Origin of the sequence: Kandleria sp. (assembly GCF_017934775.1) — a bacterium.
Lineage (GTDB): Bacteria > Bacillota_I > Bacilli_A > Erysipelotrichales > Coprobacillaceae > Kandleria > Kandleria vitulina.
Genome location: NZ_JAGBIX010000005.1, coordinates 55,005 through 74,512 on the forward strand (window position 1 = coordinate 55,005; position 19,508 = coordinate 74,512).

The following is a 19,508-nucleotide window of genomic DNA, read 5'->3' on the forward strand; positions in this document are numbered from 1 at the left end:
GCTATCATAAGATATAATATGATTGTTGAAGAGAGTAGGGGAGGATATTATGAAGAACCTCTTTTATAGATTGATTATTTATTTAGATACCGCAAATGAAAAAGATACAAATTATAACATTGCCTTGTTTATGGCAAACAATTTTGCATTGATTTCAGGAATGCGTATCAGTGAACTGGCCAACGCATGTTTTGTGTCGCCAGCAACTATTTCACGTTTTTGTCGTGCATTGGGATATGAGAACTATGCACACTTAAAACAGGAGTGTCAGATGTTTGAATCTGATGTACATAAATTTAATAATCTGATCAATATCCCAGCTGCCAAAATGAAGTCGCAGCCTGTAGCCGCTACAAGAGAGTATGTCAATCAGGTTATTGCGACTATGCAGGATTTACCAGACTCATTGGATTGGAATGTGATTGATCAGGTGCTAAAGCTTATTCATGACTGCAAGCAGGTTGTATTCTTTGGAACACAGTTTTCCAACAGTGCAGCTATGCATTTCCAAACTGATCTATTGATGCTTGGAAAGTTTACGACTGCCTATATGGATACTGAAAGACAGCTTGAATGTGCTATGAATATGACTAAAGATTCAGTTGCCATTGTCGTTTCAGTCAATGGTCATTTTATGGGTACTGCCAGCAAGATGATGAAATATCTAAAGAAATCTAAATGCAAGGTCGTACTTATTACCAGTGAAGAAAGAAACTTCCTGAATATTCCAATTGATTATCGAATTAAGCTCAGCATGCCAAAAGATGGCAAGTCAGGCAAGCATGCTTTACTGACTACCGTTGAATTGATGAGTTTAAGATATTACACGCTTTATAGTCCTTCAGAAAAAAATAAGCGTTAGCAATTGAAAGGAGACAGTATGAGAGTTATTGAAGCATCCTTGATTAGTGAAAAAGTAAAAGAAATGTGCATTGAAGCAAACTATGCTTTACCTAAGGATATTTATGCACTTCTTAAAAAAGGAATCTCTCAAGAAGAGATGCCTCTTTCTAAAGGTACATTGGAAGTAATCAAGCGGAATGCGGATATTGCCAAAAGCAAGAAACGACCTATCTGTCAGGATACAGGCATGGCCTGTATATTTATTGAACTGGGACAGGATGTTCATATTGAAGGGAATCTGACTGATGCAATTAATGAAGGTGTAAGACAAGGGTATGTGGAAGGCTATCTTCGTAAAAGCGTAGTCGCTGATCCACTCTTTGAAAGAAAGAATACCAATGATAATACACCAGCCTTGATTCATTATGAAATCGTGCCCGGTGATAAGCTGAAGATCATTGTAGCGCCAAAGGGATTTGGTAGTGAGAATATGTGTCAGCTTAAGATGCTTAAGCCAAGCGATGGTGTCGAAGGTGTTAAGCAATTTGTATTGGACACTGTGGAACAGGCGGGACCCAATCCATGCCCACCTATTGTCATAGGTGTGGGGATTGGCGGAAACTTTGAAAATGTGGCACTGCTTTCAAAGAAGGCGATGTTAAAGGATGCAAATGAACATCATGAAGATCCACGTTATAGTGCTTTAGAAAAAGAGCTTCTAGAGAGCATCAATGCCTTAGGTATTGGTCCAGCAGGATATGGTGGAGCGACGACAGCTTTGTCTCTTCATATTGAAACACTGCCCACTCATATTGCCGGATTGCCCTGTGCCGTCAGCATCTGTTGCCATGTGGCAAGACATAAGGAGATGGTATTATGATTTCAATTCATACACCTTTGACACTTGAAAAAGTCAAGAGTCTTCATACTGGCGATCAAATCAAATTAAGTGGGACAATCTATACTGCCAGAGATGCAGCGCATAAACGGATTATTGAAATGTTAGATAATGGTGAAGAGCTCCCTTTTGATATGAAGGATGCGATTATATATTTTGCAGGACCGGCGCCTGCAACTGATGATGAAGTAATTGGTCCTTGTGGACCAACGACATCCTATCGTATGGATGCCTATTCTCCTCGTTTATTAAAAGAGGGATTAAGAGGCATGATCGGCAAGGGAAAACGCAGTCAGGATGTCATTGATACAATGAAAGAGACACATGCCTTATATTTTGGGGCTATCGGCGGGGCTGGCGCAATCATGGCTGATTGCATTACTTCCTGTGAAGTGATTGCCTTTGAGGATCTTGGTCCAGAAGCAATAAGAAGACTTGAAGTTAAGGATATGCCTTTAACAGTCGTCATAGATGATGAAGGTCATGATCTCTATGAAATTGGTAAATTAAAGTATACGGAGGGACGATATGCTAAGATCAATAAATAATTATAATGAAGTAGATATCCTATATACTCTTATGAGTTATGTGAATGTTTCATCTTCACAGGATATGTACTACACAATCGCAGAAACGATTCTTGATAATCTTGATGAGATTCCAAACATCTCAATTAATGATCTTGCGAACATGTGCTATACGTCACCAGCAACGATTTCAAGATTCTGTAAGGATCTAAACTGCAAGAGTTTTGCGAGTTTTAAGAAAGAGCTGCAGATTGCCTTGGATCTAGCCAATGATGAGATTCATCTTGAAGAAGAAGAGAAAAAGCAGTTAGCAGAAAATCCTCAGGAGATTGTCAATAAGATCTATGAGGAAACAAAGAAATCATTAACATTAGGACAAAGCTCAGTACAGATAGAAGATATTGATAAAATCTGTGAACTGATGCATTCTTCACCAAGAATTCATATGTATGCTTATCAGTTCTCTAAGCTTGTCTGCAATGATTTCCAGTTAAAGATGCTTAAGCATAAAAAGTTTATCTACTCTTTTGTCGAAAGAGGGGATGAACTACAGAAGCTTGATACAATTGAAGAAGGAGAATTGGTCATCATCGTATCAGTTCGTGCAAGAAAGAAAGCAATGGACAATCTTGTCTCTAAATTAGCAGAGCGCAAGCCACAGATTCTTCTTGTGACAATGAACCAGGATTACGAGAATGAAGCAATCAGTCATTACTACAGATTGCAGGGTCATGAGAGTGACTACACACAATCTGCAATGATGGGTACAATTGACATGTTAAGCTTATTTAATGTTATTTATTTACGCTATGGACTTAAATATTATAATATGTAATCCTTGTATGTACTTTCTATGTTTGGTATAATTGAAACAGGGTAAAAAACCTTGATTATAAAATAAGAAACGGAGATAATAATCTATGAAAAAAACAGAATTAGTTGCAAAAATGGCTGAAGAAGCTGGCTTAACTAAAGTACAGGCTGAAGCAGCATTAAACGCATTTGTAGAAACTGTAAAAGAAGCTTTAGCAGAAGGTGACGAAGTACCTGTTGCTGGTCTTGGTAAATTTGAAGTAAGAGAAAGAGCAGCTAGAAAAGGTATCAATCCTGCTACTAAGGAACCAATTGATATTCCTGCATCTAAAGCTCCAGCATTTAAAGCTTCAACTGCTTTAAAAGCATTATTAAAGAAATAATATCAAAAGGGCGAATGCCCTTTTTTCTTTGAGTATTATGTATTAAACTAAATAGTAAGGGAGGGTTCGATTATGATTGGTATTCTCTATAAAAGCAAGCATGGCTCTACAAGAAAAATCGCAAAGGTGATTAACACATATCTAGGTGATACATGCCTATTGATGGATTATAATGATTTAGACTTCCAAAAGCTTTCTTCTTGTGATACACTCATTCTCGGCATTCCTGTCTACTTTGGTAAGCTTGATGAGGAAATGGTCAGCTTTATAAAAAAGAATCAGGACTTTTTGATTGAACGACACTATTCCATTTATGTAACCGCATTGTTCTTTAGTGAATTTATGTCTTATGTCACTAGAGCTTTTGATTATGAGATCTTAAAAGATGTCAAGACGATGGCAGGACTTGGTGGTGCACTCTATTATCCTGAGCTAAGTATTTCTGAAAGAATGCTTTTGACCATTATGAATAAAAGACGTCCTTATATGCCTAAGGAACGCAATGGTGAAATCTTTGAGAATTTTGATAATGAAGAAATCGAGATTTTCGCTAAAAAAATAAAAAGAATTGATGATGCCAAGGCGTAAGTCTTGGTATTCTTGTGTCTTAAAGGAGTTTTTATGAAAGTATTGAAAGAATATGCACTTATGACTATCGCAACGCTTATTATTAGCTTAGCTGTCTTCTTCTTCCTGGTGCCTTCACATGCGGCAGTATGTTCAATCTCCGGATTGGCTATTGTGTTGTCGCATTTCATGCCTCTTTCAGTTGCTGGTATTACGATGATACTTAATATTACATTATTGATCATCGGTTATTTTCTGGTAGGAAAATCATTTATTTCAAGAACTGTCTATGCCAGTATCCTTTTGCCGGTGCTGCTTTTATGTCTAGAACATATATTCCCACATTTTCATTCGTTGACCAATGATCCATTATTAGATGTCATCTGTTACATCTTTACTGTCAATATCGGGGCAGCGATGCTTTTCAATGCTAATGCATCATCTGGTGGGATTGATATTGTCGGTAAGATCATGAATGTCTATTTTGGAATAGAAGTAGGAAAAGCTATGTCAATGGCAGGTATCCTAATTGCCTTGTCAGCTATTCTAGCCTACGATACAAAGACGGTGATCCTTTCTCTGCTTGGTACTTATCTTAATGGGATGGTATTGGATCATTATATCTTTGATCAAAAGTTAAAGCGAAAGGTCTGCATTGTGTCTAGACATGCGGAAGATATTCGGCATTTCATTATAGATAGTATGAAATCAGGGGCTACTCTTTATCGTATTGTGGGAGCCTATCATAAAGAAGAACGTGATGAAGTTGTCGCTATTGTAAACAAGAGCGAATATCGCATGTTAATGAACTATGTCAAAAAGAAAGATCCAACGGCTTTTGTGACAGTCTACAAAGTCAGTGATATGCAGTACTGTCCAAAACAAGTCGAATAAAAAAAGCCCGCGTAAGCGGGCTAGCTTTTATTTTACGATAGTTCCTTTTTTAGGACCACCAGCAGCGTTAGATTCATCAGTATCAATATGCATTGCAAGAGCGTAGTTGTCAGATACTCTGACAACTGTATCGCCAAAGATTAGTGAACGACCTTCGGTTTCGATTTTTACATTTACGATTTCACCGTTAGCAACATTGAAGCGTTTGGCATCATCTGGTGTCATGTGGACATGGCGCTTTGCGGCAATAACACCTTTTGTTAAAGTGACTTCACCTTTAGGGCCTTTTAGGACACATCCTTCAGTGCCTTCAATATCTCCTGATTCTCTAATAGTGGCGTTAAGACCTAAAGCACGCGCATCTGTCATAGCGACTTCGACCTGGCTTGCCTTGCGGACAGGGCCGATGACTGACATGGCTTTTTCTCCACGGCTTCCTACGACTGTGACTTTTTCATTGCAGGCAAACTGTCCTGGCTGAGAAAGATATTTTTTCACTGTAAGCTGATAGCCTTCTCCAAATAGGGTATCAAGGTCAGCTTGTGAAAGATGCACGTGACGTGCTGATGTTTCTACGATAAATTCTTCCATAATTAAAACGTACCTCCTACACCCATCTTACTCCTATTTTATTCTTTTTTAAAGTAGAAATGTAAGAGTTTACATCGAGGAGTTAAGTCGTATTGCTTGATTACGTTGAAAAAAACTTTTACAATATACGACAAAGGAGTTGAAAAAAATGGAAAGAAAAACTTTGTGGGAATCATATGTTGAAGCACAGCTTCATGATATGAATGAAATCGCAGAGCGATATAAGATCTGTCTTGATTTAGGGAAGACAGAAAGAGAATGCGTAGACCTTGCTAAAGATATGGCTGAAAAGCATGGCTATGTATCAATTGAATCATGTTTAAAGGAAAACAAGAAGCTTCAAGCAGGTGATAAGGTATATGCCATCTATAATAATAAGGCAGTTGTGCTTTATCATATTGGTAAAGATTCTATTGAAAATGGTATGAACATTCTTGGGGCTCATATTGATTCACCTAGATTGGATATTAAGCAGAATCCTTTATATGAAAAAGAAGGTTTTGCTTATCTTGATACACATTATTATGGTGGTATTAAGAAGTATCAGTGGGTTACTATCCCTCTAGCTCTTCATGGCGTTATTGTAAAGATGGATGGTACAACTGTAAAAGTGAATATTGGAGAAGATGATAATGATCCAGTCTTTACTGTTACTGATCTTTTAATTCATTTAGCAGGAAATCAGATGTCAAAGAAAGCTAATGTGGTTATTGAAGGGGAATCTCTTGACCTATTGGTTGGTAGTCAGACATTAAATGATGTAGAAAAAGATAATGTAAAAGCCAATGTCTTAAGATTACTTAAAGAGAAGTATGATGTAGAAGAAGAAGATTTCCTTTCTGCAGAATTAGAATTAGTTCCTGCAGATAAAGCAAGAGATCTTGGCTTTGATCGTTCTATGATTCTTGCTTATGGTCAAGATGATAAGATCTGTGCTTGGACTTCATTATTTGCGATGTTGGATATTGAAACACCAGATCGTACTGCTTGTACATTATTAGTAGATAAAGAAGAAATTGGTTCTGTTGGGGCAAGTGGTATGCATTCTAAGTTCTTTGAAAATACTACTGCTGAACTTATGGCATTGATGGGATTTGATTCTGATCTTTCAGTGAGAAGAGCTATTTCTCGTAGTAAGATGTTGTCAAGTGATGTCTCTGCTGGCTATGATCCACTTTATGCGGATGTCTTTGAAAGCAAGAATGCGGCTTTCTTAGGAAAAGGTATTGTCTTCAATAAGTTTACTGGTAGTCGTGGTAAGTCTGGGTCTAATGATGCGAATGCGGAATATATTGCAGCTATCAGAAATGTTATGGCGAAAAATAATGTGCAGTTCCAGACTGCTGAACTTGGTAAAGTTGATGTTGGAGGCGGAGGAACAATCGCCTACATCATGGCCAACTACGGTATGGAAGTTATTGATGCAGGGTTAGCTGTTCTTTGTATGCATTCTCCACAGGAAGTATGTTCAAAGGTTGATGTCTTTGAAGCAGTAAGAGCTTATAAGGCATTCTTAAAGGATATGAAATAATAATCGAGAGGGTTGATGCTTTCTATGACTGATAAGTCATGGGAGAGGATCAATGCCTCTTTTTTCTTTTTCGTGAGCTTTTTTATATGATATTCAAGTTTAGAAGCTTTTGAACGGTTTTCGCATTGCCAGATGGCTTCTATATATAAAGGAGGATGGGATTTGGTATATTTTGCGGCAGCAGCTTCTTTATGGAAGTGCTGGTGCATGCGTTTTTCTATATTATTGGTTATTCCTGTATATAAGGAATGGTCATTGCAGCGTAATATGTAGATATAGTACATCGTTTTCACCTCTTTATTATAGTAACATATAAGATTGTTTTATTTTGTATACAATCTATAAATGGGGTAATTGTTTAATGTAAACACTTACATCAATAAAGAAAGAGTTTTCTTAAAAAAAGTCCGAAAATAAAGGAAAAAAATTAAAAAAAGTATTGCATTACTGAAATGAATAGGGTAATATATCACTGTTGTGAAACGCGTAGATGTGCGAGGTTGCTGAAACGCTGATAGCCGTTGTCATGAACGGAAGGGTGTCTCAGGGAATTCGCATTGAGCGTTGTCTAACAAATAGACAAGGAGGAACAAATCATGGCAAACAACAAAATCAGAATTAGATTGAAATCATTCGATCACAAGATCTTAGATGATTCAGCAGAAAAGATTGTTGGCGCTGCTAAGAAATCAGGCGCTCAGGTCGTTGGTCCAGTACCACTTCCTACAGAAAAAGAAATTTATACAATCTTGAGAGCTGTTCATAAATACAAAGATTCTCGTGAACAGTTTGAAATCAGAACTCACAAACGTCTTATTGACATTGTGAACCCAACTCCAGAAACAGTTGACGTATTAACTCGTCTTGAATTGCCATCTGGTGTTGACATTGAAATTAAATTATAAGAAAGGTAGAGGTGTAACTCATGAAAGGAATCTTAGGCCGTAAGATCGGTATGACTCAAGTTTTCACTACTGACGGTAAGTTAATCCCAGTAACAGTTGTAGAAGCAACTCCAAACGTTGTTCTTCAGAAGAAGACAGTTGAAACTGATGGATACAATGCTGTACAGGTTGGTTTCGAAGACAAGAGAGAAAAATTAGCAAACAAGCCAGAACTTGGACACGTAGCTAAAGCAAACACTGCTCCTAAGCGCTTCATCAAAGAATTTCGTTATGACGAAATGATGAGTTATGAAGTTGGTCAGGAAATTTCAGTTGATAGCTTTGCTGCTGGTGAAATCGTTGACGTTCAGGGAACTAGTAAAGGTCACGGATACACTGGTACAATCAAGAGATTTGGTTATCAGCGTACTCCAATGGCTCATGGTGGAGGTCCTAACCACAGACACGCTGGTTCAATGGGGCCAATCGCTCCAAATAGAATTGCTCCAGGTAAGAAATTACCAGGACAGTATGGACATGTTACAAGAACAGTTCAGAACTTAGAAGTAGTTGCTGTTGATGCAGCTAACAATTGTATCTTAATCTCAGGATCAGTTCCTGGACCAAAGAAAGGTTTAGTTGTTATTCATTCAGCAGTTAAGAAAAACGGAAAGGTAAACGAAGCTAAGGAATTAGTTTCTTATGCTAAAGAAGAAGCTGCAGCGGCAGCTGAATAATGAAGCGAGAGGAGGAAATAGACATGGCAAAAGTTGCATTATTAAACCAGAAAGCTGAAAACGTTGGTGAAATCGAATTAAACGATGCGGTATTCGCAATCGAACCAAACAATCAGGCAATCTTTGATATGGTATTACTACAGAGAGCTTCATTAAGACAGGGTACTCATAAGGTTAAAGGTCGTTCTGAAGTAAGAGGCGGCGGAAAGAAACCTTGGAGACAGAAAGGTACAGGTAGAGCTAGACAGGGATCTACACGTGCTCCTCAGTGGGTAGGTGGAGGAACTGTATTTGGTCCTACTCCAAGAAGCTATAAATTCAAATTAAACAGAAAAGTAAGAAGACTTGCATTAAGATCTGCATTATCTCAGAAATTAATCGACAATGAATTCACTGCTTTAAATGATTTAGCATTTGATTCAGTTAAGACTAAGAACATGAAAGAAGTAATGACTGCGTTCAATACTCCTAGAAAAGCATTAGTTGTTGTTGATGAATTAAATGATAATGTTGCATTATCTGCAAGAAACTTACCAAATGTTAAGTTAATCGATGCTAAGCATGTAAACGTTTATGATATCTTAGATAGCACAAACTTATTCATGACTGAAGCAGCAATCAAAGCTGTTGAGGAGGTACTTGCATAATGGCACACATTACTGATGTATTAAAGAAACCTGTTTTAACTGAAAAATCTATCAGATTAATGCAGGATGAAAACAAGTATACTTTCGATGTAGATGTTAACTCTAACAAGACTGAAATCAAACAGGCTGTTGAAGCTATGTTCAATGTAAAAGTAACAAGCGTTAACACTATGAACATTAAAGGTAAAACAAAAAGAGTTGGTCGTTACGTTGGTAAGACTAACGCAAGAAAGAAAGCAATCGTTTCTTTAGCTGAAGGAAATACAATCAACTTATTCGGTGAAGAATAATCATTGCTAAAACTTTATTGGGATGCACTCGTCCCAGAGACTAAATAAGGAGGAACAAACAATGCCTATTAAAGCATATAAGCCTACTACTAACGGTCGTCGTAATATGACAGCATTGACTAAAGAAGAAATCACTGCTCAGAAACCTGAAAAGTCATTATTGACAACTGTTAATAAGAAAGCTGGACGTAACAACCAGGGTCAGATCACTACTAGACATCATGGTGGTGGACATAAGAGAAAATACAGAATTATCGATTTCAAGAGAAATAAAGATAATGTACCTGGTAAAGTTGCTACTATCGAATATGATCCAAACAGATCAGCAAACATCGCATTAATCAACTATGCAGATGGTGAAAAGAGATATATCTTAGCTCCTAAGGGGTTAGAAGTTGGTCAGACAATCGTGTCTGGTGAAGAAGTGGATATCGTAACTGGTAACTCATTACCAATGGGTAACATGCCAGAAGGTACTTTAATCCACAATATTGAAATGCATCCAGGAAAAGGTGGACAGATTGCTAGATCTGCTGGTGTATCTGCTCAGATTCTTGGTTTCGAAGGAAAATACGCTACAATCAGATTAAGTTCTGGTGAAGTGAGAAAATTCTTAAAAGTTTGCCGTGCTACTGTCGGTGAAGTTGGTAATGAAGATCATTCATTAGTTAACATCGGTAAAGCTGGTAGAAATCGTTGGAAAGGTATCAGACCTACAGTTCGTGGTTCTGTAATGAACCCTAACGATCACCCTCATGGTGGTGGGGAAGGTAAAACTTCAATCGGTCGTAAAGCTCCACTTACTCCTTGGGGTAAAAAAGCTATGGGTGTTAAGACTAGAAATAGTAAGAAACATTCTAATAAATTAATCGTACGTAGAAGAAACGGTAAATAATAGGAGGAGAAGAAAACATGGCAAGAAGCTTGAAAAAAGGGCCTTTCGTTGATGAACACTTAATGAAAAAAGTGGAAGCTTTAAATGCTTCAGGCAAAAAAGAAGTAATCAAAACTTGGTCAAGAAGATCTACAATCTTCCCTCAGTTCATCGAACATACATTCGCTGTCTATAATGGAAGAGAACATATTCCAGTATATGTAACTGAAGATATGGTTGGTCATAAGTTAGGAGAATTCGCTCCAACTAGAACATTCAAAGGTCATATCACTGACGGAAAAGCGTAATTTGAGGAGGATATAAACATGGAAGCAAGAGCGCAAGCTAAAAACATTCGTGTATCTGCTCAAAAAGCCAGATTAGTCGTGGACTTAGTTAGAGGTAAGAGTGTCAAGGATGCATTAGGTATTCTTGAATATACGAATAAAAGTGCTACACCTGCAATTATCAAAGTAATTAGCTCAGCTGCAGCTAATGCTGTACATAATGAAGGTGCAGACAAAGATAAATTAGTTATTAAAGAAATTTATGTAGACGAAGGTCCTACATTAAAGAGATTCCGTGCTAAAGCAAAAGGACAGGGAACTCAAATCTTAAAGAGAACATGCCACATCACTGCTGTGGTAGAAGAAAAATAGGAGGAAAGACAATGGGTCAGAAAGTAAGTCCAGTAGGATTCCGTGTTGGTGTTAACCGCGATTGGAGTTCAAGATGGTATGCAGATAATAAAGAATTCGCAACATTACTTCATGAAGATTTAAAAATCCGTAATTTCCTTCAGGAAAAACTATCAAGAGCATATGTTGCAAAGATCGATATCGAAAGATCTAAGAAGAGAATCAATATCTTCGTTCATACTTCACGTCCTGGTGTTGTCATCGGTAAAGGTGGAGAAGCTATTGATGCTTTAAGAAAAGAAGTTGTTAAGTTAGTAGACGGTAAACAGGTTTACATCAACGTTGTTGAAATCAAGAACGCTGATACAAACGCTCAGTTAGTTGCTAAGAGAATCGCTGAACAGCTTGAAAACAGAGCTTCATTCAGAACAGTTCAGAAGAGAGCTATCCAGTCAGCTATGAGATCAGGTGCTAAAGGTATCAAAACTGCAGTATCAGGTCGTTTAGGTGGAGCTGATATGGCAAGAACTGAAGGATACTCTGAAGGTAATGTACCTCTTCATACATTAAGAGCTGACATTGATTATGCTACAGCTGAAGCTGATACTACTTATGGTAAGCTTGGTGTAAAAGTCTGGATCTGTAAGGGAGAAATTCTTCCTGAGAAAAACAAGGAGGACAAATAATCATGTTAATGCCTAAGAGAACAAAATATAGAAGACCTCATAGAATTAAATATGAAGGTAAGACTAAAGGTGGAAAATTTGTTGCCTTTGGTGAATATGGTCTTGTTGCCCAGGATGGTGCTTGGATCACTTCAAGACAGATTGAAGCAGCCCGTATCGCTATCAATAGATACATGAACCGTGAAGGACAGGTTTGGATTAGAATCTTCCCTCATTTAGCAAAAACTAAGAAGCCATTGGAAGTACGTATGGGTTCAGGTAAAGGTTCTCCAGAAGAATGGGTTGCAGTTGTTAAAGAAGGACGAGTTATGTTTGAAGTAGCTGGTGTATCTGAAGAAGTAGCAAGAGAAGCATTAAGACTTGCTGCACATAAGTTACCTATCAAATGTAAAGTCATTAAGAGAGGTGAGTAACTCATGAAAGTCGCAGATATTAGAAATATTGAAACTACTGAATTACTTAAAAAAGTAGAAGAGTTCAAAAAAGAGTTATTTAGTTTAAGATTTCAGCAGGCTACTGGACAGTTAGAAAATACAGCTCGTATCAGAGAAGTTAGAAAGTCAATCGCTAAAATCAAAACTGTAATTAGAGAAAGAGAATTAGAAAAATAGGAGAGATGAGTATGGAAAGAAACGATCGTAAAGTTTACACTGGAACAGTCATCTCTACTAAGATGGATAAGACTATCACTGTTCTTGTAGAAACACATGTATCTCACAAGTTATATGGTAAACGTATGAAATCATCTAAAAAGTTCAAAGCACATGATGAAAATAACGTTGCTAGAACTGGTGATATCGTTAAGATTATGGCAACTAGACCATTATCTGCAACAAAACGTTTCCGTTTAGTAGAAGTCGTTAAGAAGGCAGAAATCATTTAATTCTTCTGAAAGGAGGTCACAACAATGATCCAAAACGAATCAAGATTAAAAGTCGCTGATAACACTGGTGCAAAGGAAGTATTAGTCATCAGAAATTTAGGCGGTTCTAATAGAAAAACAAGCAACATCGGTGATGTCGTTGTTGCATCAGTAAAACAGGCTACTCCAGGTGGTACAGTAAAGAAAGGTGAAGTTGTAAAGGCAGTTATCGTAAGAACAAAATATGGTGTAACTCGTGAAAACGGTTCTTACATCAGATTCGATGATAACGCATGTGTAATCATCAAAGATGATAACTCACCTAAAGGGACTCGTATCTTTGGCCCTGTTGCAAGAGAGTTAAGAGATGCAGATTTCATGAGAATCGTATCATTAGCTCCTGAAGTATTATAGGAGGATAAGAAACGATGAAAGTACGTGTTGGTGATACAGTTATGGTTATCGCTGGTAGCGATAAAGGTATGACAGGAGAAATCCTTTCTATCAACCATAAAACAAATAAAGTCGTAGTTGAAGGTGTCAACAAAGTTAAAAAACATATCAAACCTTCTCAGTCTGATCCAGAAGGTGGAATCCAGACAGTTGAAGCTCCAATCGATGCTTCTAACGTTGCATACTATGACACTAAAGCTAAAGCTAAAGTTAAGCTTGGTTATAAATTTGAAGATGGCAAAAAAGTCAGAGTTAATAAAGCTACTGGTGAAGTCATCAAAGAAAAGAAGAAATAATCTATAGGAGGCAATCATGAACAGATTACAGGAACGTTATAATAACGAAATCAGTAAGAACTTAATGGCTAAGTTCAACTATAAATCAATTATGCAGCTTCCTAAGATGGAAAAAATCGTCTTAAATATCGGTGTTGGTGATGCAGTTACTAACTCTAAATTATTAGACGAAGCTGTAGAAGAATTAACTTTAATCTCTGGTCAGAAACCAATCATCACTAAAGCTAAGAAATCTATCGCAGGTTTCAAAATTCGTGAAGGACAGGCTATCGGATGTAAGGTTACTTTACGTGGAGAAAGAATGTATGAATTCTTAGATAAATTAGTATCTATCTCTTTACCACGTGTAAGAGACTTCAGAGGTGTTCCAAATAACTCTTTTGATGGAAGAGGTAACTACACTTTAGGTGTTAAGGAACAGTTGATCTTCCCTGAAATTGATTTCGATAAGGTCAACAAATTAAGAGGTATGGATATTGTATTCGTTACAACTGCTAAGACTGATGAAGAAGGTAAAGCATTGTTAACTGAATTAGGTATGCCTTTTGCTAAATAGGAGGACAAAATAGACTATGGCAAAAACATCAATGAAAATTAAACAGCAGCGTCCTCAGAAATTTCAGGTTCGTGAATATACAAGATGCGAACGTTGTGGACGTCCACATTCAGTTATGAGAAAGTTTAAGCTTTGTCGTATCTGCTTCAGAGAATTAGCTTATAAAGGTGAAATTCCTGGAGTTAAAAAAGCAAGCTGGTAATATTTAACCCAACAGGAAGGAGGATTTGCAAATGGTAAACGATCCTATTGCAGATATGTTAACAAGAATTCGTAATGCTAATCAGCAGAGACATGAAGAAGTTTCAATTCCAACTTCTAAATTAAAAGTTGAATTAGCTAAGATCCTTACAAACGAAGGTTTCGTAGCAGGATATAGAGTCGAAGGTGAAGGTGTTAAATCTAACATCATTATCACTTTAAAATATAAAGGTAATGAAAGAGTAATCACTGGTCTTAAGAGAGTTTCTAAACCAGGTTTACGTCAGTACGCTAAGTCAAATGAAATTCCTAAGGTATTAAACGGTTTAGGAATCGTCATCTTATCAACTTCTCAGGGGCTTTTAACAGATAAAGAAGCTAGAGCTAAGAACATTGGCGGAGAAGTATTAGCTTACATCTGGTAATAAAAAAAATACAGGAGGTAATACGATGTCTCGTATTGGTTTAAAAGTCATCAATGTACCTGAAGATGTCACAGTAACAATTGCTGAAGATAATACTGTTACAGTTAAAGGTCCTAAAGGAGAATTAACAAGACAGTTTGCTGATGTCATTACAATCGCTCAGGAAGGTAATGAAATCCGTTGCTCAAGAGCTAACGAAGTTAAGCACACTAAACAGTTACATGGTACAACAAGAGCCTTAATCGCAAACATGATTGAAGGCGTTAAAAATGGATTTGAAAAGAACCTTGAAATCGTCGGTATTGGTTACCGTGCTCAGATGAAAGGTAATAAATTAGTATTAAATGTTGGTTTCTCTCATCCAGTAGAAATCGATGTTGAAGAGGGTGTTAAAGTAGAATGCCCTAGCCAGACTCAGATTAAAGTATCTGGTATTTCAAAAGAAAGAGTCGGCGAAGTTGCTGCGCAGATCCGCGCTGTCAAGAAACCAGAACCTTATAAAGGTAAAGGTATTAAGTACACTGATGAAAGAATCATCAGAAAAGAAGGTAAGACTGCAGGTAAGAAGTAGTCAAACTAAGGAGGATATAGGATCATGGCAAAGAAATTGTCAAGAAACGATGTTCGTGTTAGACGTCATCTTAGAGTTCGTAAAAAAATCTCTGGTACTCCAGAATGTCCTAGACTTAATGTTTTCCGTTCAAACAAAAACATTCATGCTCAGATCATTGATGATGTGAATGGTGTAACTTTAGCATCTGCTAACTCAGTAGAATTAAAGTTAGAAAACGGTTCAAACATTGAAGCTGCTAAGACAGTTGGTACAGAAGTTGCTAAAAGAGCATTAGCTAAGAATATTGAAGTAGTCGTATTCGATCGTGGTGGATACATCTATCATGGTAGAGTAAAAGCACTAGCAGAAGCTGCTAGAGAAGCTGGACTTAAATTCTAAGAGGGAGGTTAAATAATGGAACAGCGTAAACCAAGAAATGATCGTAATAACGGTCAGAGAAGAAATGGTCGTAGAAATAACAAAAGAAGACCTAGAGTTGAAAAAGAATTTGAAGAACGTGTTGTCACTATTAACCGTATCACTAAAGTTGTAAAAGGTGGACGTAAAATGCGTTTTGCTGCCTTAGTTGTCATCGGAGACAAAAAAGGTAGAGTTGGATTCGGTACTGGTAAAGCTCACGAAGTACCTGATGCAATCAGAAAAGCAAGCGAAGCTGCTAAAAAGAACCTTATCAATGTTTCAATCAAACATGGTACAATCCCTCATGAAATTAAGGGTCAGTTCGGTTCTGGATATGTATTCTTAAAACCTGCTGCTGAAGGTACTGGAATCATCGCTGGTGGACCAGTCAGAGCGGTTGTAGAATTAGCTGGTTATTCAGATATCTTATCTAAATGTATTGGTTCTAGAACACCAATCAACATGGTAAGAGCAACTATCAAAGGTTTATCAGAAATGAAGACTGTTGAACAGGTAGCTGCATTAAGAGACAAAACTGTTGAAGAAATTTACGGTTAAGGAGGAGCTTTAAATGGCAAAATTATCAATTACTCTTACAAAGAGCCCAATTGGTGCTAAGAAAAACCAGAAGGCTACTCTTAAAGCCTTAGGTTTAACTAAAATGCACAAGACTGTCGAAAGAGAAGACAATGTCTATACTCAAGGTATGATCAACACTGTTAGACACCTTGTAACAGTAGAAGAAAAACAGTAGGAGGTGCGATCATGAAATTACACGAATTACATTACACTGAAGGTGCACGTAAAGAAAGAAAACGTGTAGGACGTGGAACAAGTTCTGGACATGGTAAGACTTCTACAAGAGGTCAGAAAGGTCAGGGCGCTAGATCAGGTGGAGGTAAGAAACCTGGTTTCGAAGGTGGACAGACTCCATTATTCATGCGTTTACCAAAACGTGGTTTCACAAACGTTAATAGAAAAGAATTTGCAATTGTTAATGTTGAAGATTTAAACAAATTCGAAGCTAACGCAGTAGTAGATTTTGAAGCTTTAAAAGCTGCTGGTTTAGTTAAAAAAGAATTAGATGGTTTAAAAATCTTAGGTAATGGTGAACTTAGTGTTGCTTTAACTGTTAAAGCTAACAAGTTCTCTGCTTCAGCGGTTAAGGCCATCGAAGCTGCAGGTGGAAAAACTGAGGTGATCTAAAGGTGATTAACTTTTTAAAGAATGTCTTTAAAAAAGGTGAATTGCGTAGAAAGGTCATCTTCACACTTGGTATGTTGTTTGTGTTCCGTTTAGGAGCAGCCGTTACAATTCCATATATTGATACAAGCAGTTTAACATCTGCTGCTACCAACTCTGGTATTTTCGGTATTATGAACATGCTAGGTGGAGGTACTTTAGAGAGATTCTCCCTATTTTCATTGGGGGTTTCTCCATATATTACTTCTTCCATCATTATTGAATTATTATCAATGGACGTTATTCCTGTCTTAGCTCAATGGCAGAAGGAAGGAAATAACGGTAAGAAGAAAAAAGACAGAGTCACAAGATTCCTGACATTAGCTCTTGCAGCTATTCAGGGTGGCTCTCTTACATATGCATTTGATAAAGGGTATGGCATCTTAACTCAGTCATCACTTTACACTTATGTGTATGTTGTCTTGATTATGGCTGCTGGTTCAATGTTTGCAATGTGGATTGGTGATCAGATTACAATCAAGGGTGTCGGAAACGGTACTTCATTGTTGATCTTCACTGGTATTGTTGCCAATTTACCAAATCAGTTCTTGACTTCATACGATACAATGGTATCTTATAAGTCGACAATGACAGCTGTAACAAGCATTGTATGGTATGCGTTATTTGTACTTGCTTACTTAGCAATCATGGTGTTTGTTGTTTATACGGAAGGCGCTATTCGTAAGATTAAGATGTTCTATCCTACAAACTCACAGACAATCATGCGTACAAAGGAAGATACACATATGCCATTGAAGATTAACAGTTCATCTGTAATTCCTGTTATCTTCGCGGCCAGTGTACTTGCTGCTCCTAGAACTATCATTAGTTTCATGAAGAGTACAAGCACAACGACTGCTATTGATAATATTTTGAATTATCAGAAGCCTGTTGGTTTTGTCCTATATGTTATCATGATTGTATTCTTCACATTCTTCTATTCAAATCTACAGATTGATGCTAAAAAGATTTCTGAAGATCTTAAGAAGAGTGGAGGCGCAATTCCTGATGTCAGACCAGGGGTTGATACTAAGAAATATATCGGTACAGTGTTAAATAGAATCACTGTAGTTGGTGCATTGTTCTTAACAATCATTGCTGCAATTCCTATCATTGTTCCGGTTGTTTGGACAGCTACTGCTGATAATGCCTTATCACTTGGTGGTACTGGTTTGATTATCGTGGCTGGTGTTGCCCTTGAAACAATCCGTCAGATCAGAAGTATCCTTACTCGTAAAGAGTACCATGGATACATTAGAAAATAAGTAGTTTAATAAGGAGTGGTCGTACAATGAACATTATTTTAATGGGTCCTCCTGGTGCAGGAAAAGGGACTCAAGCAAAGAAACTTGTAGAAAAATATGGACTAGTTCAGATTTCTACAGGAGACCTATTCAGAGCTGCAATTAAAGAACAGAATAAGTTTGGAGTAATTGCTAACTACTTTATAAAATATGGATATCTTGTACCTGATGATTTTACTAATGAAATGGTCTATGACTATTTAAAAGAACATTTATCAGAGTTCAAGAATGGATTCATTTTAGATGGTTTCCCAAGAACAGTTGTTCAGGCTAGAGAGCTTGAATCTTGGGAAAGAGAATTTGGATTCAAGATTGATGCAAATGTTAATCTTGATATCCCTGAAGAAGAATTAATTGGAAGATTATCTGGTAGAAGAACATGTAGAGAATGTGGTAACACATTCCACATCATGTACAAACCACCAAAGGTTGAAGGCGTATGCGATGTCTGCGGTGGAGAATTATATCAGAGATCTGACGAAAGCGAAGAAGCCGTTAAGGTTAGACTCGCTACATACGAAAAACAGACTCGCCCACTCATTGACTATTATGCAATGAAAGGTTCGCTTAAGAACGTTGACGGCAATCAGTCAATGGAAGATGTTTTTAAAGCAATAGAGGATGTTTTGGAGGATAAATAATGATTACTATCAAAGATTCAAGAGAAATTGAATTGATGAGACATGCTGGTCATGTTGTTGGACTTGTTCATCAAGAATTAGAAAAATGGCTTAAGCCAGGTTTAACAACAAAAGAAGTTTCAGACTTCTGTGAAAAGATTATCCGTGATGAAGGTTGTACACCTAGCTTCCTAAACCTTTATGGTTTCCCTGGAGCTGTCTGTGTATCTGTAGGAGACACAGTTGTTCATGGTATCCCAGATAACTATGTCTTAAAAGATGGTGACATTATCTCAGTTGACGTGGGAGCCTGCTGGAAAGGTTATCATGGCGATAGTGCCTGGACCTATGTAGTAGGTACTCCTAGCGACGACGTCAAACATCTCATGGAAGTGACTGAGGCTGCATTATTTGCAGGTTTGGCCCAAGTTAAACCTGGAAATCGCTTATCCGATATATCTCATGCTGTGCAGACTTACTTAGAGAGTCATGGTTGTACAACACCTAGAGACTACACAGGTCATGGAATTGGTACTGAGGTTCATGAAGATCCATCTGTTCCAAACTGGGGAGCTCCTGGTAGAGGTCCACGTTTGAAAAAAGGTATGGTACTTGCGATTGAACCAATGGCCCATCTTGGCGGTGAAGAAGTCTATACATTAGATGATGGTTGGACTGTAAAAACAAAAGACCATTCTCTAGCAGCTCATTACGAGCATACCGTAGCAATCACTGATGATGGCTATGAGATTATGACAAAAGTTTAAGAGGTA

The 19,508-nt window shown here is 37.5% G+C and carries 34 protein-coding genes; 32 read left to right on the forward strand and 2 right to left on the reverse strand.

Annotated elements, in window-relative coordinates; translation table 11 throughout:
- Positions 1–49: 49 nt before the first annotated feature.
- The 7 genes from J6L95_RS00840 to J6L95_RS00870 all read left to right on the forward strand — a co-directional run bounded on the left by J6L95_RS00840 (position 50) and on the right by J6L95_RS00870 (position 4,925).
- On the forward strand, positions 50–862 hold the full coding sequence (locus tag J6L95_RS00840; protein ID WP_029070219.1) for a MurR/RpiR family transcriptional regulator: 813 nt from the start codon (positions 50–52) through the stop codon (positions 860–862).
- Positions 863–880: 18 nt separating this feature from the next.
- Positions 881–1,723, forward strand: a complete 843-nt coding sequence (locus J6L95_RS00845) for a fumarate hydratase (RefSeq protein WP_029070220.1) — start codon at positions 881–883, stop codon at positions 1,721–1,723.
- Entirely contained in the window at positions 1,720–2,289 is a 570-nt protein-coding gene (locus J6L95_RS00850) for a Fe-S-containing hydro-lyase (RefSeq protein ID WP_287457750.1), read from the forward strand. The genes J6L95_RS00845 and J6L95_RS00850 overlap by 4 nt, the downstream gene beginning before the upstream one ends.
- Positions 2,270–3,103, forward strand: a complete 834-nt coding sequence (locus J6L95_RS00855; RefSeq protein ID WP_287457752.1) for a MurR/RpiR family transcriptional regulator — start codon at positions 2,270–2,272, stop codon at positions 3,101–3,103. The genes J6L95_RS00850 and J6L95_RS00855 overlap by 20 nt, the downstream gene beginning before the upstream one ends.
- A gap of 85 nt (positions 3,104–3,188) precedes the next feature.
- Positions 3,189–3,464, forward strand: a complete 276-nt coding sequence (locus J6L95_RS00860) for an HU family DNA-binding protein (RefSeq protein ID WP_029070223.1) — start codon at positions 3,189–3,191, stop codon at positions 3,462–3,464.
- Between the two features lie 72 nt (positions 3,465–3,536).
- Positions 3,537–4,052 (forward strand): flavodoxin domain-containing protein, encoded by a 516-nt coding sequence (locus J6L95_RS00865; RefSeq protein WP_029070224.1) that lies wholly within the window; start codon positions 3,537–3,539, stop codon positions 4,050–4,052.
- Between the two features lie 33 nt (positions 4,053–4,085).
- Positions 4,086–4,925 (forward strand): YitT family protein, encoded by an 840-nt coding sequence (locus tag J6L95_RS00870; RefSeq protein ID WP_074685330.1) that lies wholly within the window; start codon positions 4,086–4,088, stop codon positions 4,923–4,925.
- Positions 4,926–4,952: 27 nt separating this feature from the next.
- On the opposite strand, the gene pduL is transcribed toward J6L95_RS00870, so the two are convergent.
- Positions 4,953–5,519, reverse strand: a complete 567-nt coding sequence (gene pduL, locus J6L95_RS00875) for a phosphate propanoyltransferase (RefSeq protein ID WP_029070226.1) — start codon at positions 5,517–5,519, stop codon at positions 4,953–4,955.
- Between the two features lie 145 nt (positions 5,520–5,664).
- Between pduL and J6L95_RS00880 the strand changes: the two genes are divergently transcribed.
- Positions 5,665–7,047, forward strand: a complete 1,383-nt coding sequence (locus J6L95_RS00880) for an aminopeptidase (protein ID WP_287457753.1) — start codon at positions 5,665–5,667, stop codon at positions 7,045–7,047.
- Here the strand turns inward: J6L95_RS00880 and J6L95_RS00885 are convergent.
- Complete coding sequence (locus J6L95_RS00885) at positions 7,017–7,331, reverse strand: GIY-YIG nuclease family protein (RefSeq protein ID WP_287457754.1); 315 nt, start codon at positions 7,329–7,331, stop codon at positions 7,017–7,019. The two genes, J6L95_RS00880 and J6L95_RS00885, sit on opposite strands and share 31 nt — an antisense overlap.
- A 312-nt stretch (positions 7,332–7,643) precedes the next feature.
- Between J6L95_RS00885 and rpsJ the strand changes: the two genes are divergently transcribed.
- The 24 genes from rpsJ to map all read left to right on the forward strand — a co-directional run bounded on the left by rpsJ (position 7,644) and on the right by map (position 19,502).
- A complete protein-coding gene (rpsJ, locus tag J6L95_RS00890) occupies positions 7,644–7,952 on the forward strand; it encodes a 30S ribosomal protein S10 (RefSeq protein ID WP_029070229.1) in 309 nt (102 codons plus the stop codon).
- 20 nt (positions 7,953–7,972) lie between these two features.
- Complete coding sequence (gene rplC, locus J6L95_RS00895) at positions 7,973–8,668, forward strand: 50S ribosomal protein L3 (RefSeq protein WP_029070230.1); 696 nt, start codon at positions 7,973–7,975, stop codon at positions 8,666–8,668.
- 23 nt (positions 8,669–8,691) lie between these two features.
- Complete coding sequence (rplD, locus tag J6L95_RS00900; protein ID WP_287457755.1) at positions 8,692–9,315, forward strand: 50S ribosomal protein L4; 624 nt, start codon at positions 8,692–8,694, stop codon at positions 9,313–9,315.
- Positions 9,315–9,605, forward strand: a complete 291-nt coding sequence (gene rplW / locus J6L95_RS00905) for a 50S ribosomal protein L23 (RefSeq protein WP_029070232.1) — start codon at positions 9,315–9,317, stop codon at positions 9,603–9,605. The genes rplD and rplW overlap by 1 nt, the downstream gene beginning before the upstream one ends.
- A 61-nt stretch (positions 9,606–9,666) precedes the next feature.
- Positions 9,667–10,500 carry a 50S ribosomal protein L2 gene (rplB, locus tag J6L95_RS00910; RefSeq protein ID WP_029070233.1) on the forward strand — a complete coding sequence of 278 codons (834 nt, stop codon included), beginning with the start codon at positions 9,667–9,669 and terminating at the stop codon, positions 10,498–10,500.
- A gap of 17 nt (positions 10,501–10,517) precedes the next feature.
- Positions 10,518–10,787, forward strand: a complete 270-nt coding sequence (gene rpsS / locus J6L95_RS00915) for a 30S ribosomal protein S19 (protein ID WP_029070234.1) — start codon at positions 10,518–10,520, stop codon at positions 10,785–10,787.
- A gap of 18 nt (positions 10,788–10,805) precedes the next feature.
- A complete protein-coding gene (gene rplV, locus J6L95_RS00920) occupies positions 10,806–11,138 on the forward strand; it encodes a 50S ribosomal protein L22 (RefSeq protein ID WP_029070235.1) in 333 nt (110 codons plus the stop codon).
- An 11-nt stretch (positions 11,139–11,149) separates the two neighbouring features.
- A complete protein-coding gene (gene rpsC / locus J6L95_RS00925) occupies positions 11,150–11,803 on the forward strand; it encodes a 30S ribosomal protein S3 (protein WP_029070236.1) in 654 nt (217 codons plus the stop codon).
- A 2-nt stretch (positions 11,804–11,805) separates the two neighbouring features.
- A complete protein-coding gene (gene rplP, locus J6L95_RS00930) occupies positions 11,806–12,216 on the forward strand; it encodes a 50S ribosomal protein L16 (protein WP_029070237.1) in 411 nt (136 codons plus the stop codon).
- Positions 12,217–12,219: 3 nt separating this feature from the next.
- The gene (gene rpmC / locus J6L95_RS00935; protein WP_029070238.1) at positions 12,220–12,414 is read left to right on the forward strand and encodes a 50S ribosomal protein L29; all 195 of its coding nucleotides are present in this window, start codon (positions 12,220–12,222) and stop codon (positions 12,412–12,414) included.
- Between the two features lie 11 nt (positions 12,415–12,425).
- A complete protein-coding gene (rpsQ, locus tag J6L95_RS00940) occupies positions 12,426–12,686 on the forward strand; it encodes a 30S ribosomal protein S17 (protein ID WP_029070239.1) in 261 nt (86 codons plus the stop codon).
- A gap of 24 nt (positions 12,687–12,710) precedes the next feature.
- Positions 12,711–13,079, forward strand: coding sequence for a 50S ribosomal protein L14 (gene rplN / locus J6L95_RS00945; RefSeq protein ID WP_029070240.1), 369 nt, complete (start codon positions 12,711–12,713; stop codon positions 13,077–13,079).
- 14 nt (positions 13,080–13,093) lie between these two features.
- The gene (gene rplX / locus J6L95_RS00950) at positions 13,094–13,414 is read left to right on the forward strand and encodes a 50S ribosomal protein L24 (RefSeq protein WP_287457756.1); all 321 of its coding nucleotides are present in this window, start codon (positions 13,094–13,096) and stop codon (positions 13,412–13,414) included.
- A 16-nt stretch (positions 13,415–13,430) separates the two neighbouring features.
- Positions 13,431–13,970, forward strand: coding sequence for a 50S ribosomal protein L5 (gene rplE, locus J6L95_RS00955; RefSeq protein ID WP_029070242.1), 540 nt, complete (start codon positions 13,431–13,433; stop codon positions 13,968–13,970).
- 16 nt (positions 13,971–13,986) lie between these two features.
- Positions 13,987–14,172, forward strand: coding sequence for a type Z 30S ribosomal protein S14 (locus tag J6L95_RS00960; protein WP_029070243.1), 186 nt, complete (start codon positions 13,987–13,989; stop codon positions 14,170–14,172).
- Between the two features lie 31 nt (positions 14,173–14,203).
- On the forward strand, positions 14,204–14,596 hold the full coding sequence (gene rpsH / locus J6L95_RS00965; protein WP_287457757.1) for a 30S ribosomal protein S8: 393 nt from the start codon (positions 14,204–14,206) through the stop codon (positions 14,594–14,596).
- Positions 14,597–14,621: 25 nt separating this feature from the next.
- A complete protein-coding gene (gene rplF / locus J6L95_RS00970; protein WP_029070245.1) occupies positions 14,622–15,167 on the forward strand; it encodes a 50S ribosomal protein L6 in 546 nt (181 codons plus the stop codon).
- Between the two features lie 24 nt (positions 15,168–15,191).
- The gene (gene rplR, locus J6L95_RS00975) at positions 15,192–15,548 is read left to right on the forward strand and encodes a 50S ribosomal protein L18 (protein ID WP_029070246.1); all 357 of its coding nucleotides are present in this window, start codon (positions 15,192–15,194) and stop codon (positions 15,546–15,548) included.
- A gap of 15 nt (positions 15,549–15,563) precedes the next feature.
- On the forward strand, positions 15,564–16,127 hold the full coding sequence (gene rpsE, locus J6L95_RS00980; protein WP_074624610.1) for a 30S ribosomal protein S5: 564 nt from the start codon (positions 15,564–15,566) through the stop codon (positions 16,125–16,127).
- A 13-nt stretch (positions 16,128–16,140) separates the two neighbouring features.
- A complete protein-coding gene (gene rpmD / locus J6L95_RS00985) occupies positions 16,141–16,323 on the forward strand; it encodes a 50S ribosomal protein L30 (protein ID WP_029070248.1) in 183 nt (60 codons plus the stop codon).
- Positions 16,324–16,334: 11 nt separating this feature from the next.
- Positions 16,335–16,775 carry a 50S ribosomal protein L15 gene (gene rplO / locus J6L95_RS00990; RefSeq protein WP_029070249.1) on the forward strand — a complete coding sequence of 147 codons (441 nt, stop codon included), beginning with the start codon at positions 16,335–16,337 and terminating at the stop codon, positions 16,773–16,775.
- Between the two features lie 2 nt (positions 16,776–16,777).
- Complete coding sequence (gene secY / locus J6L95_RS00995) at positions 16,778–18,076, forward strand: preprotein translocase subunit SecY (protein WP_029070250.1); 1,299 nt, start codon at positions 16,778–16,780, stop codon at positions 18,074–18,076.
- A gap of 26 nt (positions 18,077–18,102) precedes the next feature.
- Positions 18,103–18,756 carry an adenylate kinase gene (locus J6L95_RS01000; RefSeq protein ID WP_029070251.1) on the forward strand — a complete coding sequence of 218 codons (654 nt, stop codon included), beginning with the start codon at positions 18,103–18,105 and terminating at the stop codon, positions 18,754–18,756.
- On the forward strand, positions 18,756–19,502 hold the full coding sequence (map, locus tag J6L95_RS01005; RefSeq protein ID WP_029070252.1) for a type I methionyl aminopeptidase: 747 nt from the start codon (positions 18,756–18,758) through the stop codon (positions 19,500–19,502). Before J6L95_RS01000 ends, map begins: the two co-directional genes overlap by 1 nt.
- The last annotated feature ends 6 nt before the right edge of the window (positions 19,503–19,508 follow it).

What these genes read in the sequence shown, in the direction of transcription:
- rpsH (WP_287457757.1), top strand. Translation starts at nt 14,204, where the DNA reads ATGGTAAACGATCCTATTGCAGATATGTTAACAAGAATTCGTAATGCT.
- rpsS (WP_029070234.1), top strand. Translation starts at nt 10,518, where the DNA reads ATGGCAAGAAGCTTGAAAAAAGGGCCTTTCGTTGATGAACACTTAATG.
- J6L95_RS00870 (WP_074685330.1), top strand. Translation starts at nt 4,086, where the DNA reads ATGAAAGTATTGAAAGAATATGCACTTATGACTATCGCAACGCTTATT.
- map (WP_029070252.1), top strand. Translation starts at nt 18,756, where the DNA reads ATGATTACTATCAAAGATTCAAGAGAAATTGAATTGATGAGACATGCT.
- rplV (WP_029070235.1), top strand. Translation starts at nt 10,806, where the DNA reads ATGGAAGCAAGAGCGCAAGCTAAAAACATTCGTGTATCTGCTCAAAAA.
- rplW (WP_029070232.1), top strand. Translation starts at nt 9,315, where the DNA reads ATGGCACACATTACTGATGTATTAAAGAAACCTGTTTTAACTGAAAAA.
- J6L95_RS00885 (WP_287457754.1), bottom strand. Translation starts at nt 7,331, where the DNA reads ATGTACTATATCTACATATTACGCTGCAATGACCATTCCTTATATACA.
- rplD (WP_287457755.1), top strand. Translation starts at nt 8,692, where the DNA reads ATGGCAAAAGTTGCATTATTAAACCAGAAAGCTGAAAACGTTGGTGAA.
- rpmC (WP_029070238.1), top strand. Translation starts at nt 12,220, where the DNA reads ATGAAAGTCGCAGATATTAGAAATATTGAAACTACTGAATTACTTAAA.
- J6L95_RS00855 (WP_287457752.1), top strand. Translation starts at nt 2,270, where the DNA reads ATGCTAAGATCAATAAATAATTATAATGAAGTAGATATCCTATATACT.
- rplP (WP_029070237.1), top strand. Translation starts at nt 11,806, where the DNA reads ATGTTAATGCCTAAGAGAACAAAATATAGAAGACCTCATAGAATTAAA.
- rpsQ (WP_029070239.1), top strand. Translation starts at nt 12,426, where the DNA reads ATGGAAAGAAACGATCGTAAAGTTTACACTGGAACAGTCATCTCTACT.
- J6L95_RS00860 (WP_029070223.1), top strand. Translation starts at nt 3,189, where the DNA reads ATGAAAAAAACAGAATTAGTTGCAAAAATGGCTGAAGAAGCTGGCTTA.
- rplF (WP_029070245.1), top strand. Translation starts at nt 14,622, where the DNA reads ATGTCTCGTATTGGTTTAAAAGTCATCAATGTACCTGAAGATGTCACA.
- rplN (WP_029070240.1), top strand. Translation starts at nt 12,711, where the DNA reads ATGATCCAAAACGAATCAAGATTAAAAGTCGCTGATAACACTGGTGCA.
- J6L95_RS00850 (WP_287457750.1), top strand. Translation starts at nt 1,720, where the DNA reads ATGATTTCAATTCATACACCTTTGACACTTGAAAAAGTCAAGAGTCTT.
- rpsC (WP_029070236.1), top strand. Translation starts at nt 11,150, where the DNA reads ATGGGTCAGAAAGTAAGTCCAGTAGGATTCCGTGTTGGTGTTAACCGC.
- rplR (WP_029070246.1), top strand. Translation starts at nt 15,192, where the DNA reads ATGGCAAAGAAATTGTCAAGAAACGATGTTCGTGTTAGACGTCATCTT.
- J6L95_RS01000 (WP_029070251.1), top strand. Translation starts at nt 18,103, where the DNA reads ATGAACATTATTTTAATGGGTCCTCCTGGTGCAGGAAAAGGGACTCAA.
- rplO (WP_029070249.1), top strand. Translation starts at nt 16,335, where the DNA reads ATGAAATTACACGAATTACATTACACTGAAGGTGCACGTAAAGAAAGA.
- rplB (WP_029070233.1), top strand. Translation starts at nt 9,667, where the DNA reads ATGCCTATTAAAGCATATAAGCCTACTACTAACGGTCGTCGTAATATG.
- J6L95_RS00840 (WP_029070219.1), top strand. Translation starts at nt 50, where the DNA reads ATGAAGAACCTCTTTTATAGATTGATTATTTATTTAGATACCGCAAAT.
- J6L95_RS00960 (WP_029070243.1), top strand. Translation starts at nt 13,987, where the DNA reads ATGGCAAAAACATCAATGAAAATTAAACAGCAGCGTCCTCAGAAATTT.
- rpsJ (WP_029070229.1), top strand. Translation starts at nt 7,644, where the DNA reads ATGGCAAACAACAAAATCAGAATTAGATTGAAATCATTCGATCACAAG.
- rplX (WP_287457756.1), top strand. Translation starts at nt 13,094, where the DNA reads ATGAAAGTACGTGTTGGTGATACAGTTATGGTTATCGCTGGTAGCGAT.
- rplE (WP_029070242.1), top strand. Translation starts at nt 13,431, where the DNA reads ATGAACAGATTACAGGAACGTTATAATAACGAAATCAGTAAGAACTTA.
- J6L95_RS00880 (WP_287457753.1), top strand. Translation starts at nt 5,665, where the DNA reads ATGGAAAGAAAAACTTTGTGGGAATCATATGTTGAAGCACAGCTTCAT.
- rpsE (WP_074624610.1), top strand. Translation starts at nt 15,564, where the DNA reads ATGGAACAGCGTAAACCAAGAAATGATCGTAATAACGGTCAGAGAAGA.
- rpmD (WP_029070248.1), top strand. Translation starts at nt 16,141, where the DNA reads ATGGCAAAATTATCAATTACTCTTACAAAGAGCCCAATTGGTGCTAAG.
- rplC (WP_029070230.1), top strand. Translation starts at nt 7,973, where the DNA reads ATGAAAGGAATCTTAGGCCGTAAGATCGGTATGACTCAAGTTTTCACT.
- J6L95_RS00845 (WP_029070220.1), top strand. Translation starts at nt 881, where the DNA reads ATGAGAGTTATTGAAGCATCCTTGATTAGTGAAAAAGTAAAAGAAATG.
- J6L95_RS00865 (WP_029070224.1), top strand. Translation starts at nt 3,537, where the DNA reads ATGATTGGTATTCTCTATAAAAGCAAGCATGGCTCTACAAGAAAAATC.